This window comes from Mycolicibacterium palauense (assembly GCF_002592005.1).
Taxonomy (GTDB): Bacteria; Actinomycetota; Actinomycetes; order Mycobacteriales; family Mycobacteriaceae; genus Mycobacterium; species Mycobacterium palauense.
The window spans coordinates 24140-36777 of the sequence record NZ_NVQF01000014.1; the positions used below are offsets into that span (position 1 = coordinate 24140).

12 protein-coding genes and 1 tRNA gene are annotated in these 12638 nt (G+C 71.2%); 4 read left to right on the top strand and 9 right to left on the bottom strand.

Going from position 1 to position 12638, the window contains the following annotated elements:
- Positions 1-140 precede the first annotated feature (140 nt).
- From CSR00_RS08085 to CSR00_RS08095, 3 genes are all read left to right on the top strand, one after another.
- The gene (locus CSR00_RS08085) at positions 141-566 is read left to right on the top strand and encodes a DUF3052 domain-containing protein (RefSeq protein ID WP_099021879.1); all 426 of its coding nucleotides are present in this window, start codon (positions 141-143) and stop codon (positions 564-566) included.
- Positions 566-1024, top strand: coding sequence for a peroxiredoxin (locus CSR00_RS08090; RefSeq protein WP_099021880.1), 459 nt, complete (start codon positions 566-568; stop codon positions 1022-1024). Before CSR00_RS08085 ends, CSR00_RS08090 begins: the two co-directional genes overlap by 1 nt.
- 129 nt (positions 1025-1153) lie before the next feature.
- A tRNA-Val gene (locus tag CSR00_RS08095) sits at positions 1154-1228 on the top strand.
- Between the two features lie 283 nt (positions 1229-1511).
- Here CSR00_RS08095 and CSR00_RS08100 read toward each other — a convergent pair.
- The 8 genes from CSR00_RS08100 to CSR00_RS08135 form a co-directional block, all read right to left on the bottom strand.
- Entirely contained in the window at positions 1512-2915 is a 1404-nt protein-coding gene (locus CSR00_RS08100) for a DUF2252 domain-containing protein (RefSeq protein WP_245905895.1), read from the bottom strand.
- A gap of 227 nt (positions 2916-3142) precedes the next feature.
- On the bottom strand, positions 3143-3490 hold the full coding sequence (locus CSR00_RS08105; protein ID WP_245905899.1) for a DoxX family protein: 348 nt from the start codon (positions 3488-3490) through the stop codon (positions 3143-3145).
- A gap of 77 nt (positions 3491-3567) precedes the next feature.
- Positions 3568-3912 carry a hypothetical protein gene (locus tag CSR00_RS30615; protein WP_099021883.1) on the bottom strand — a complete coding sequence of 115 codons (345 nt, stop codon included), beginning with the start codon at positions 3910-3912 and terminating at the stop codon, positions 3568-3570.
- Positions 3909-4547, bottom strand: coding sequence for an SOUL family heme-binding protein (locus CSR00_RS08115; protein WP_099021884.1), 639 nt, complete (start codon positions 4545-4547; stop codon positions 3909-3911). Before CSR00_RS08115 ends, CSR00_RS30615 begins: the two co-directional genes overlap by 4 nt.
- A gap of 43 nt (positions 4548-4590) precedes the next feature.
- Positions 4591-7638 (bottom strand): M4 family metallopeptidase, encoded by a 3048-nt coding sequence (locus CSR00_RS08120; RefSeq protein WP_099021885.1) that lies wholly within the window; start codon positions 7636-7638, stop codon positions 4591-4593.
- A gap of 164 nt (positions 7639-7802) precedes the next feature.
- The gene (locus CSR00_RS08125) at positions 7803-9515 is read right to left on the bottom strand and encodes an amidohydrolase (protein WP_099021930.1); all 1713 of its coding nucleotides are present in this window, start codon (positions 9513-9515) and stop codon (positions 7803-7805) included.
- Between the two features lie 14 nt (positions 9516-9529).
- The gene (locus tag CSR00_RS08130; protein WP_099021886.1) at positions 9530-9925 is read right to left on the bottom strand and encodes a VOC family protein; all 396 of its coding nucleotides are present in this window, start codon (positions 9923-9925) and stop codon (positions 9530-9532) included.
- A gap of 34 nt (positions 9926-9959) precedes the next feature.
- Positions 9960-10814: an oxygenase MpaB family protein gene (locus CSR00_RS08135; protein ID WP_099021887.1), complete on the bottom strand. Its 855-nt coding sequence runs from the start codon at positions 10812-10814 to the stop codon at positions 9960-9962.
- 21 nt (positions 10815-10835) lie between these two features.
- Between CSR00_RS08135 and CSR00_RS08140 the strand changes: the two genes are divergently transcribed.
- Entirely contained in the window at positions 10836-11813 is a 978-nt protein-coding gene (locus CSR00_RS08140; RefSeq protein ID WP_099021888.1) for a cobalamin biosynthesis protein, read from the top strand.
- Here the strand turns inward: CSR00_RS08140 and CSR00_RS08145 are convergent.
- Entirely contained in the window at positions 11795-12637 is an 843-nt protein-coding gene (locus CSR00_RS08145; protein ID WP_099021931.1) for an SURF1 family cytochrome oxidase biogenesis protein, read from the bottom strand. The genes CSR00_RS08140 and CSR00_RS08145 overlap by 19 nt on opposite strands.
- Position 12638: the final 1 nt, after the last annotated feature.

The following is a 12638-nucleotide window of genomic DNA, read 5'->3' on the forward strand; positions in this document are numbered from 1 at the left end:
GGTGCCGGTCGGCTTTTTCCGTCCCTCCTAGGGCGTTGCCCATGACCTGCGGAAGCTCGCTGTGCGACGATGAGCCCATCAAGCGTTTTGCCGACATCAACCCTGACGAACGACGCTGACAACAACAAGGAGGTCCCACCGTGGTCGCGGCGGACAGCGCCCCGAACTATGCCCATCGCCTGGGCATCCAACGAGACCAGGTGGTCCAGGAACTCGGCTGGGACGACGACACCGACGACGATATCCGCGCCGACGTCGAGGAGACCTCCGGTGGTGAGCTTCTCGACGAGGACACCGACGAGGTCGTCGACGTCGTGCTGCTGTGGTGGCGTGACAGTGACGGCGACCTGGTCGACGCGCTGATGGACGCGATCACCCCGCTGGCCGACGACGGGGTCATCTGGGTGCTCACCCCCAAGACCGGCAAGCCCGGCCACGTGGTGCCCGCCGAGATCGCCGAATCGGCCCCGACGGCGGGGCTGGTGCAGACCTCCTCGGCCAACCTCGGCGACTGGAGCGCCAGCCGGCTGGTGCAGCCCAAGTCGAAGGCGGCGGGCAGGCGCTGATGCTGACCGAGGGCGCACCGGCCCCGGACTTCACGCTCAAGGATCAGAACGGACGGCCGGTCACGCTCAGTGACCACCGGGGCGTCAAGAACGTGCTGCTGGTGTTCTTCCCGCTGGCGTTCACCGGAATCTGCCAGGGTGAGCTGGAGGAGATCCGCAACCGGCTCCCGGAGTTCCAGAACGACTCGACCGCCACGCTGGCGGTGTCGGTGGGGCCGCCGCCGACGCACAAGGTGTGGTGCGCCCAGCGTGGTTTCGACTTCCCCGTGCTGTCGGATTTCTGGCCGCACGGGGCCGTCGCGCAGGCCTACGGAGTGTTCAACTCCGACACCGGGTTCCCCAACCGGGGCACGTTCGTCATCGACCGTGCCGGGGCGATCCGGTTCGCCGAGTGCCGGGAGCCGGGGGAACAGCGCGACCAGTCCCTGTGGGCGGCCGCGCTGGCCGCGCTGGACTGACCCACCGCCGACTCACCCGCCGCCCAAACTGCAGGTTCTGTACGCATCGCGCGAGTGGGCCCGTCACAACGTGCAGTCTCGGCGAGGTTTTGGGGCCGGGGCGGCGCTGCGTGTAACCTGCCAGCGCACGGGCGTGTAGCTCAGTGGTAGAGCTCTGGTTTTACACACCAGCGGTCGGGGGTTCGATACCCTCCGCGCCCACCAAGGTTTGTGCAGTCCACTGCCGCCCGCGGCCCCTCCGTCCCGGTTCGAGGACGGCCCAACCGCTGTCGGTCGGCAGCCATGCCACGTGTCCGAGAGCGTCGGCAGGTTGTGTCTGGGTCGTGTGTGGTCGATCGCCGCCAAATCGGTTGTCGGGTCAGGTCGGTAGCACCTCGTTCGGGCGGGGCGGGGGAGAGCTTCCGCCGTCGCACGCGCGTCGGTATCGCCGCCGGCCCAGCCGCCCAGCCGCCGGCCCAGCCGCCGGTGACGTCCGTCGCTCGTCGGCTCAGCCGAGGTCACACGTGGCGGCGATGCGGCCCCGGTCGATGGCGGCACCGTGCGTTGCGTAGTCGCGTTCGGCGATGTCGGCATAGGCCTCGGCGAAGGTCGTGATGACGTCGTCGAAGATCTCGTCGTCGCCCAGATAGCCTGCGATCATCGCCGGGTCGCCGGTGCGGGCGTGGGCGACGGCCAGCGCGCCGCCACACAGAGCGGCGTAGCGCTGCAGCATCTTGGCGCCCATGTCCTCGACCACCAACGATCCCTTGCCGTCCCAGAGTTGACGGAAGTAGTAGTCACGGTGGCCGGTCGGACGCTCGTAGCGCGACCACCCCAGAAAGATATCCCCCGTCGACTGCATCAGCCGCTGGCCTCGAACCACCCGTTCACCAGCCTGCCGGAACGCGCTCGGACCCAGATGCGCTTCCAGAACCGAGGTGACCGCCTCCTTGAACTGGAGGAACAGCGGCGCACCGTCGCCGGTGACCAGCAAGAGGATCAGGCAGCGGGTGCCGACGCTGCCGACCCCGACCACCTTGTGTGCCACGTCGACGAGCCGATAGCGCCGAAGCAGCAGCTGATGCTCGAGGGGCAGGGAGTCGAGATACCCCAACAGGAAGTCCTTCAGACGTCCCAGTTCCCGGTCGATGTAGTCCTCGCCGAACCGGGTGATCAGTGGCCAATCGGCCTTGATCCGCGGTTGGCCGTCCACGGCCTCGGTGAGCCGGTCGAAGGCGCGCAGACTGTTCTTGACGGCAGCCTTGTCGGCGGCCCGCTGGGCATTGCGCCGTGACTGCGTGCCCGTCCCGAGTTTGGGGATCAGCGATGCGTAGTCCAGGCGGTAGTACTGGCGGTGCAGCGGGCTGACCGGGATCGCCGTCGCCATCGTCTTGCGATACTGGGCCACCGCGGCGCGGGTCGCGGCGACCGCCTTGGAGCGCGACACACCCAGGCTGCGCGCGGCGATCGTGACACTGGTCGCCAGCCGCTTGAGGTCCCAGTCGAAGGGGCCCGGCAGGGTCTCGTCGAAGTCGTTGACGTCGAAGACCAATCGGCGGTCGGGGCCCTTGAAAAGCCCGAAATTGGACAGGTGGGCGTCGCCGCAGAGTTGGACGTCCAGCCCGGTGGTTCGTGGTGTCGACGCCAGGTCCGCGGCCATGATGGCCGCGGAGCCGCGATAGAAGGCGAAGGGGCTCGCGCTCATCCGCCCGTGGCGGATCGGCACGAGTTCGGGCACCCTGTCCTGGTCCTGCCCGATCAGGATCGACATCGGGTCGGCGCGACCGGACTGAGCGGGCACCTCGGCCAGCGCCGTCAGCGGCACCTCGGCCCGCAGCGCGCGGCCCTCCGCTTTGCGCTGCGTGCTGCCGGCGAGGGCCTGGTGGCGGACGACCCGGTCCCATTCGTGCACGGGAGGCTCCTCTCGCCGGCCCCGGGGGGGGACGAACCCACGCCCCATCACCTGCTCCGAACGCCGTCGCTCACCTGGGCGACACCGCGCGCCCGGTCCTTTGACCGTGCCAGAGTCGCGACGGGGCTGGTAGGGGCGAAGGTCACGACAACGGCCGGAGGCGGTTCGGCGAACGGCTCGGTGACGCTGGCATGGCAGGCATCCGGGGCCGTCCCGCGCCGGTCCGCTTACCGGTTGCGCCGCGGGATCCCGGTGGCCCACAGCGCCCACACGATCAGCACCGGCTGGAACAGCAGTCGCACGAATCGGCTGGTGTCGCTGTTGAGGCCGAAGGCGTCGGTGTGGTTGAGGAACTGGGCCAGGTTGCCGGGGAAGACCAGCACGAAGAACACCGCCAGCAGTCGCCCGACGAGCACCCGGTCGCGGCGCAGCACCGCGAGCCCGACACCGAGTGCGATCTCCACGCCCCCGGACGCCATCACGACGCCGTCGGGGTCCATCGGAACCCAGCCGGGTACCTGCGCCTGGAACTCCTGGCGCGCCCAGAACAGGTGGCCGAGGCCGGCGAAGATCATGGCGCCGGCCAGGAGCAGGCGGGCCACCGTGCGGGCGGTCGTGGTCGGCGGTGGCGGGGGTGCTTCGGGCACGCGGGTCAGCCGCCCAGATCGGCGAGCGCGTCGTCGCCGCCCTCGCGGTAGGCCGACCAGTCGGTACCACCGCCGCGCGCGGCCGGGGCGACGACGTCCCAACGCCGCCGGGCCGCCTCGATCGCCTCCTCGGGCCGCAGCCCGCGGCGCAGGGCGCGGGTGACCTCCCCGGCCACGAATGCGCGTCCCTCGTGGTACTTACCGCCCGGGAAGGCGTTGCCGGACTTGGCGATCGTGCACATCGAGGCGCCGGCCGCCAGCTCCTGCAGCGTCGCCGCGGCCGCCTCACGGATCGCGGCGGCGCGCTCGGTCAGAGACGAACCGGAGCCGCCGACTGCGTCGAGGCTCACGCGGCGTTCACCGGCACGGCAACCTCGTTGCGCCGGCGCCACGGGATGGTCCACGGCGGATCGTAGAACCACGACACCGGCTCGCCGGTCACCTCGATCTCCTTCTTGCGCAGCGTGTTCAGCAGCACTGCGGTCTGTGCCGCCATCGCCGAGGGGCTGCGGTCGCCGGTGAACCGCAGCACCGCGAACGTCTCGGCGGGCACCTCGACGAGGCGGACATCCTCGGAGTCGGGTTCGGGCAGGGTCTGCAGCGACCATTTGGACGGCATGTAGAACCGGATCACCGAGGCGCCGCCGGGCCCGGTCGCCTGCGCCACCGGGGCCGTCATGGCGATCTTCTCGCCCTGCTGCGCCACCGGCGCGGTCATGGCGATCTTGGTCGAGCGGCGGTTGCCGCCGAAGATGTAGCCGGCCAGCCGCCGGAAGCCGGCGTTGCGGGCGCTTTCCTCGTCGGCGTCGACGGTGGTCTCGGCGGCGATCCGGGGTCCGTAGCGGCGGATCTCGACGCCGGGGGTCAGCGGCTCGGCGAGGTAGTGCGGTTCCTCGGTGCCCGCCCGGATACCGACGAGTCCGCCGAGCCCCACGAGGAACTGTTCGGAGATCTGTCCGGCGGTGCCGAGGATGGTCTTGATCATGGCACCGGGAATACCCGTCGTGCCCGCCGGCCTACACCGGCGGTCACGACATGCCCACCAGCAGGGCCTCGGGGCCGGCCGTCGAGGCGCTCCCGGCGATTCCCACGGTGTCGAAGGCGTCCCGGATCGCCTGCAGCTGGGCGGGGGTGAAGCCCAGGTCGGCGGCCGAGTCGAGGACCGCGGCGCGGCCGTCGGTGAACACCGCGTCGGCGCCGAGCCGGAACAGCGACTGGTAGAACACCCGCGCCCAGGTCTGCGAGGAGACCGCCGCGGTGTCCGAATCGGTCATCATCAGGTAGGCGGCGTGGCTGAAGATGGTGCTGTTCCAGTGTTCGCCGGCGTCGTCGAGGGTGCCGGTGTAGCGGTTCGAGTAGTAGGTGCGGTAGTTCGCGCCCACCGAGGACGGGTCGGCCATGCTGCGCAGGGCACCCCGTGCGGAGTCCTCACCGATCAACCAGGCGCCGCTGCCGGACTTGCCCTCCACCAGGTTGCCCATGATGTCGGAGTAGGCCTCGCTGAGCGCACCGGACTCGCCGTAGTCCAGCACCGACCCGCCGTTGCCGACGACGTGGCTGGTCACGCCGTGGAAGAACTCGTGAGCGACCACGTCCAGCGCGGCCTCCAATTCCCCGGCGTTGCCGAAGGCGAACTGCTGGGCGTCGGCGTCCCAGAAGGCGTTGTTGTAGCCGATGAGGTAGTCGTCGAGGGTGTCGCGGGGGTTGTAGCGCACCGAGGAGATGACGGTCGCGCCGTTTCCGTCGAAGGAGTCGCGACCCAGGACGGTGTCGACGTAGTCGTAGACGGCGGCCATGTTGGCGTGTGCGGACACCGCCGAGGCGTTCCAGCCGAACCATGAGCGCTTCACCAGATCTCCGGGGATCACCGGTCCGCCCCAGCCGAACAACCCGTAGGCGGTGGTGTAGGTCTCGACGCTGCGCTGCTCGTCGGCGAGCCGGTAGGAGGAGAAGAACCACTGGGTGACGCGCGTGACGTTGAGTTCGCGGCTGTCGCCGAGCAGGTCGGTGCCCACGCTGGTGGTCGGGGCCGACAGCGCCTGGATGTTCGAGGTGCTGCGGATGACCCGACCGGCCTGCTCGCCATTAGCGTACAGGTAGTAGGTGGCGCCGATGGAGTTGCCCGCCTCCTCGGCGGCGGCCGTCGAACGCAGGGTGACGCGCCAGGCCAGCTGGGGAGCGGTGTCCGGGTCGACCGCGAAGATGACGAGCTGGGTGTCGGCGGTGGCAGGGTCCACGAGCGCGGCGGCCTCGGCCTGCGGGCCGCCCAGCGCGTCGACGAGCGCGGCGGCGGCCAGCGCGGCCGCCGAGGCGCCGTCGCCGATCCCGGCGTCCGGTGTGGTGTCGACGGTGCCCAGGCGGGTGTCGTGGTAGTTGAACAGTCCGGTGACGGTGCCGGCCCCGTCGGTGACGAGGATGACTTCGCTGCCGATCACCGGGATTCCGTCGACGTTCTCACGGAGCCGGTAGAACTCCTCGGCGTTGCCCGCCGGAGCCGCCACCGTCTGGACGGTGATGGAATCGGCTCCGGCGAAACCGTTTTCGGCGCCCAGCAGGCCGGCCAGGGTGTTCAGCAGGCCGGCGGCGTCGCCGGTGTCGTACACGCGGGCGTCGGTGAAGGTGCCGTCGATGACACTGATGCGTCCGTCGGGGTCCATCTGCACCGTCACCGCGCCGGGGGACCCGGTCGCGGTGTCGTCGGCGGCGGCCGGGGTGAAGCTCGCGGTGGCGGCCAGGTCCACGGTGATGGTCGCGGTCGTCGGTCCGCCCAGCCCCAGCAGGGCCCCCAGGCCGTGCATGTGCCGGGGGTTGCCCGGAAGGTCGTCGATGGCGATCGCGAACGTGTCGGTGCCGGCGGTGGGTGTCAGCTCGGGATTGGGCGTGTAGGTGAAGCTGCCGTCGGTGTCGACGAGCACGGTGCCGAACTTCCCCTGGGCGGCCACCGTGTAGGTCAACCGGGTGTCGTCGTAGTCGGTGGCGTTGAGCTCACCTCGAACCACGCCGTCGCCGTCCTGGCTCAGCAGTGTCGGCTGTACGGTCGGGCGCTGGTTGTTCCAGGTGTACTGGGTCTGGCGGACGGCCAGCCACAGCATCTCGACGAGCCGGGGCATCGGGACGGCCGGGACGGGAAGGTCGGAGGCCAGCGGTCCCAGGCCGATCCAGGTCAGCACGTCGGCGACGATGGTGGCGGCGGTGACCGGCCGCGCCTTCGCCGGCGGCGCGGTGTCGACCCGCTCGGCGGTGACGTGCGCGGTGACCAGGGACGCCGCCGGGGAGGCGGTGGCCGGGGTCGCCGCCGCGTCCTCGGTGCCGGTGATCTCGGTGTCGCTGACGTCGGAACCGGTCTCGCCGCCGGTGTCGGTGCTCGGCTCGGTGCTGGCCCCCACGGCCCCGGCTACCTGATCAGCGGCTACCTGATCACCGGCTACCTCGTCAGCGCCGACCTCACCGGCCGCGGCGGAGGCGGTCCGGGCCCGGGCGGTGACGGCGTCGGGTCCGGACGAGGGCGCCGCGTCGCTCGAGGCGTCGGCACCCTCGGGGGCCTGGGGCTCCTGGGCGGGGGCTTCCACGGTGACTTCCGCGGTGGCTTCGGTGGCTCCGGTGGTGGCTTCGGTGGCTTCGGTGGTGGCTTCGGTGGCGGACCCGGTCGGCGCGGCTGTGTTCTCGGTGTTCTCGGTGCCCTCGGTCTCCGTGCCGTCGGCGTCCTCGGTATCGGAGGCGGTATCGGGACCGGAGTCCGCATCGGGGTCCGCCTCGGACTCCGTGCCGGCTTCGGCAGCGGCCTCGGCTTCGGCGGCGGCTTCAGCGGCAGCCTCGGCAGCGGCACTGTCCCCGGTGCCCGCCTCGGCGTCGTTGCTGGTGGCTCCGGTGTCGGAGTCCTGGGTCGAACCCGAGCCCGCGCCCGAACCCGTGTCGGTCGCCGACCCGGAATCCGCCGCGGACCCGCCGGTGTCTCCGCCCTGGCCGCCGTTGCTGGCGGCCGCGGTGCCGGTGTCGCTGTCGGAGTCGGCCACGGCGACGCCCTGCCCCGAGGCCACGGCAACGCCCAGCCCGAAGGCCACGGCGGTCACACGCATCCAGGTCAGCGTGGGTGAGGAACGTTTCGGAATCACCGAACCCCCATTCTCGGAGTCTCCTGGGAAGCCAGATTAACCCCCGGAGGTGCTTCGCTGTGCCTTTAGGCGGCCTTTGGGCGCGGTTTGTCGGCGACCGGCTGAAACCATCGGCCCCGGTCACACCATCAGCAACATCCGCCCGTCTGTCGTTCGCCGGCCAGGTGGGCGTGTGCGGTGTTGTCGGCTTTGCCGACAGCTCCGAGGAAGGCGTCGAGATCGATGCGGTGCCCGCCGAGCCAGGTACCGCCCACCGCGACGGCGTCGGCCAGTTCCGTCGGCTCCGTGGCAAACGGATCGGCGCTGAGCTCCACGAAGTCGGCGAGCTTGCCGACCTCGATCGAACCCACCAGGTGATCGCGGCGCAGCGTGCGCGCGGCGTCGATGGTCTGCGCGCGCCACGCCTGTTCCAGGGGGATGGCCTGCCCGGCACCGTGGACGTGGCCCGCCCGGGTGCGTCGGGTCGCCGCCGTGGCGATGTTGAGGATCGGGGTGGGCGGCGAGACGGAGCCGTCGTTGTGCAGGGAGACGCAGGCCCCGGAGGCCACGGCGTCGGCGAATGCCTGCCACTCGTTGCCGTGCTCGTGGTCGAACAGCTGACCGTCGAGCAGGTCGCCCCAGTAGTAGTACTGGAACGGCGCCATCGACAGGTGCACACCCAGGCGCGCCGCCCGGTCGAACTGTGGGCGGGTGCCGGCACCGCAGTGCTCCAGACGCCACCGGTGGTCGCTGCCCATCAGTCCGTGCCGGGTCAGGGCGGCCTCGTAGGCGTCCAGGGCGAGGTCGATCGCCAGATCGCCGTTGGCGTGGAAGGCCATCTGCCAGCCCGCCGGCGCGGCGCGGTCCAGGATCGCGTCGAGTTGCTCGCGGCTGTAGTTCATCGACTGCGGCCCTCCGGCCACGGCGGGATCGATACCGGCGTTGCGGGTGGCCTCGCTGCTGAGATACGGAAAGGAGATCGCGATGTTGCCCACCCAGGGCGATCCGTCGGTCCACAGCTTGACCCCGGACTTGGTCAGCCACTCCTCCCCGGCGGCGAACGACACCGGGTCGCTGTAGGTGTCGGTGATCGACATCTCCCACATGCTGACCCGCAGCGGGCACGACGGCGCCGCGGCCAGCGCCTCGTAGCCGGCGGCGAACTTCGGGTCGTAGGTCATGTCCGAGGTGGAGGTGTAGCCCCCGCGTGACATCAGCGCGAAGTACTGCGCCGCGCTGGAGAGCGGATCTCCCATCTGGGCCATCAACGGACCGGTCACCGCGGTGAGCACCGGCAGCTCGTAACCACGGCCGTCGAGGCTGCCGTCGGAGCGGCGTCCGTAGTGGGCGGCCACCGGGTCCGCCGGCGGGTTGGTGTCCCAGCCGTAGCGCTTCATCAGCGCGGTGGTGAAGTACACCCCGTGCCCGGAGTTGTCGGTGACCACGACGACGCGGTCGCCGAAGATGCGGTCCAGTTCGTCCGCGCCGGGTTGGGGATGTCCGTGCAGCAGCGCGTCGAATCCGCTGAACCACAGCGGCGTCGACGCATCGGTGCCGGCGACGGCCTCGGCGAACACTTTCTGCACGTCGTCCCAGCTCGCCGCATCCCACGGGGCGATCGACCGGGCCGGCGACTGGGTGGCGATCCCGCTCATCAGCGGATGGCTGTGCGGCTCAACGAATCCGGGGGCCAGCGCGGCTGCGCCACTGTCGACGACCTCGGCGCCGGGCAGGGCGGCCGCGCATTCCTCGGTGGAGCCGACGGCGACGATGCGGCCGTCGGACACCGCGACCGCGCCGGCGCGCGGCAGGCCGGGATTCATCGTGATCACCGTGGGGGCGGTTAGGATCATGTCGGTCATCAGCGGCTCCTCCGTCACTGGGCGGGAGTGAAGAACTCCAGGGCGATGCCGTCGGGGTCGCGGAAACTCAATCCCGACCCGTAGTGGGCGTCGACGACGCCGCCGTGTTCGACGCCCAGCTCCTCGAGCCTGGTTGCCCACGACAGCAATTCGTCGCGGGAGGTGCAGCCGAACGCGATGTGGTCCAGGCCGGCGCGGAACTCGGTGAACGGTTCGTCGGGTGCGGCGGTGGTGTGCTGGTGGATGCCGAACAGCGTGTCGTTGTCCAGCAGCCACACGACGTGGTGGAACCCGGCGTCGGTGTCCTCGTCGAGCACCGGGTCGGTGCCGAACAACGCGCGGTACCAGGGGGTGCTGACCGCCAGGTCACGCACGGTCACCGCGACGTGGGACAGGGGTGGAAACGGCATTGGTACTCCTACGGGGCGGGTCGGGCAGGGCTGATCAGACGATTCTGCGGCCCAGCCGGGCGCGAACACGCATGTCCCACAGGTAGAGACGGTAGCCGTCGACCCAGAGGCGCTGCGGGATCACCCGGTCGGCCAGCCGCAGAGCGCTCAGCAGCCACTCGAACCGGCGCTGCTGGGCGGCGCTCCACCGCAGCTGCATCATGGAACGGAACTCGGGGGGCAGGAAACCGGCGGTGGCGAACAGGTTGAACGGTCCGGCGAGGGCGCGCACCGGCCACGGCAGAAACGCCATCTCGGCGACTCCCCTGAGGTGCCGGCGCACCGGTGGGTCGATGTGCAGGTCGTCCAGGGACCGTTTCCAGTACGCGTCGAAGGCCGCGCGGTCCGCCGGCCACATCTCGTCGCGGACCTGCAGCGTGGTGGCCAGCCGGCGGGCGTCGTCGTAGACCGCGTCGGCGGCGTCCTCGGGCAGCGGTCCGTAGAGAAACTCGTGCTGGTCGACGTAGTAGCGGTATAGGCAGGCCGCGACCCACAACTGCAGTTTCGGGTCGAATGCGTTGTAGGCCACCGGGCTCGACGCACCCGAACGCACCCGGGCGTGGACACCGTCGACGGCCGAGCGGATCAGCCGGCGGTCGGCCGCGGTGCCGATCGTGGCCGCCGCCAGGTAGGTGCCCGTGGTGCGGGCGCGTTTGAACGGGTGCTTGTAGACGTTTCCGCTGTCGACGGGGCTCTCCAGCACGCCGTATCCGACTCCCGGGGAGGACAACTGCATGATTACGTTGGCCGCCGGTGCCAACACCGCCGCCGGGTTGAGCAGATCGGCGACTCGCCGCGGGCGGCGGTTCACTCCCGCCACCCGGTGGTGTTGCTCATGGGCGAAGTACATCACTTATGAGAGGCTGCCGGGGTGATTGCGCCCAGAAGGCAGGCCCGTGCCCTCGGACTGCTGGCGGGCTACCTGGCCGACCTCGCAGTGGCCGACCCGCGCCGTGGACATCCGGTGGCCGGCTTCGGCGCGGGTGCCGCCCTGCTGGAACGGCTGACCTACCGCGACGCGCGCGGCGCCGGGATAGTGCACGTCGGTGTGCTGGTGGCCGCACTGGGCGCCGGCGGGTTGGCCGCCTCCCGCGCTGCGGCCCGCTGCGGCCCGGTGGGTGAGGCGGCGCTGACGGCCGCGGCGACGTGGGTGGTGCTGGGCGGCACCTCACTGGCGCGCACGGGTTCGCACATCGCCGACGTGCTGGCGGCCCCCGGCGGGGGCGAGGAGGCCGCGCGCGAGCTGCTGCCGTCGTTGTGCGGGCGCGACCCGGCGATGCTCGACGGCCCCGGGCTGACCCGGGCGGCGCTGGAGTCGGTGGCCGAGAACACCTCCGACGCCGCGGTCGCACCGCTGTTCTGGGTGGCCGTGGCCGGCGTGCCCGGGGCGCTGGTCTACCGCGGCATCAACACCCTCGACGCGATGATCGGCCACCGCTCGCCCCGGTACCTGCGGTTCGGGTGGGCGGCGGCCCGGCTCGACGACGTCGCCAACTATCCCGGGGCGCGGCTGGCGGGGGTGTTGACGGCGGTGTGCGCGCCGCTGATCGGCGGCTCGCCGGTGGCCGCGGTGCGGGCCTGGGCTCGTGACGCGGCCAAGCATCCCAGCCCGAACGCCGGGGTGGTGGAGGCGGCGTTCGCCGGTGCCCTGGGGGTGCGTCTGGGCGGCCCCACCCAGTACCGCCACGAACTGCAGATCCGTCCCACCCTGGGCGACGGGCGTGCGCCGCGCGTTGTCGACCTGCGCCGAGCCGTCGCGCTGTCCCGGCTGGTGCAGGCCGGCGCGGCGGTGGTGCTGGCACTCGGGACGCAGCGGGTGACTGGCGTCGCTCAGCGGGGCCGGCCGTAGCGGTCGGCCAGCTTGTCCTCGACGGTGGCCGGGGACGGTGGGGGGCCGCCGGGTTCCGGCGACGCCCCCGGAACCGGGTGGGCACGCTCCCGGCGCCGCGCCTTGATCTCGGAGTAGGCGAAGTAGCCGAGGCCGATCGGGGCCAGGATGCCGAAGGCGATCCACTGGATGCCGTAGGACAGGAACGGTCCGGCATCGAGGTGGGGCAGTGGGATCACACTCAACCCGCCGGGCTGGTCGTCACCCAGTTGCAGATAGGAACCGGTCAGTGGCACCCCGGTCAGGGCGGAGATCTGGGCCGGGTCCACGGCGTAGACCTGCTGGTAGCCGTCCCGGACGAAGGGTTTCTTGTCCGGTGGTGCGGTCTCGGCGTCGCGCAGGCGGCCGGTGATGGTGACCCGATCGCCGGGAGGCGCGGCGATCGTCGGCACCTTCGAGCCCTGCTCGGGACGCACGTAGCCGCGGTCGACGAGCACCGTCGGCCCGCCGTCGACGTCGAAGGGAACCAGCACCTCGAAGGCCGGCTGGCCCTCGATCACCCGCAGCCGCGCGAGGACCTGCCGGTCGGGCCGGTAGCGGCCGGTCGCGGTGACCGGGCGCCACTGGTCGTCGGGCGCCGCCGAGTCCTGCCGGGGCAGCAGGGAGGTCAGTGCCACCGGTTCGGCGTCCAGCGCGGCGCTGATCTGGTTGTTCTCCCGCGAGGTGCTGGTGTTCTTGCCCAGCTGCCAGGGCGCCAGAACGGTGAAGCACAGGTAGGCGAACGCCGCCACCACGATGGCCAGCGCGATCCACCCCGGCTTCAGCAGGAACCCCAGCGTCCGCAAC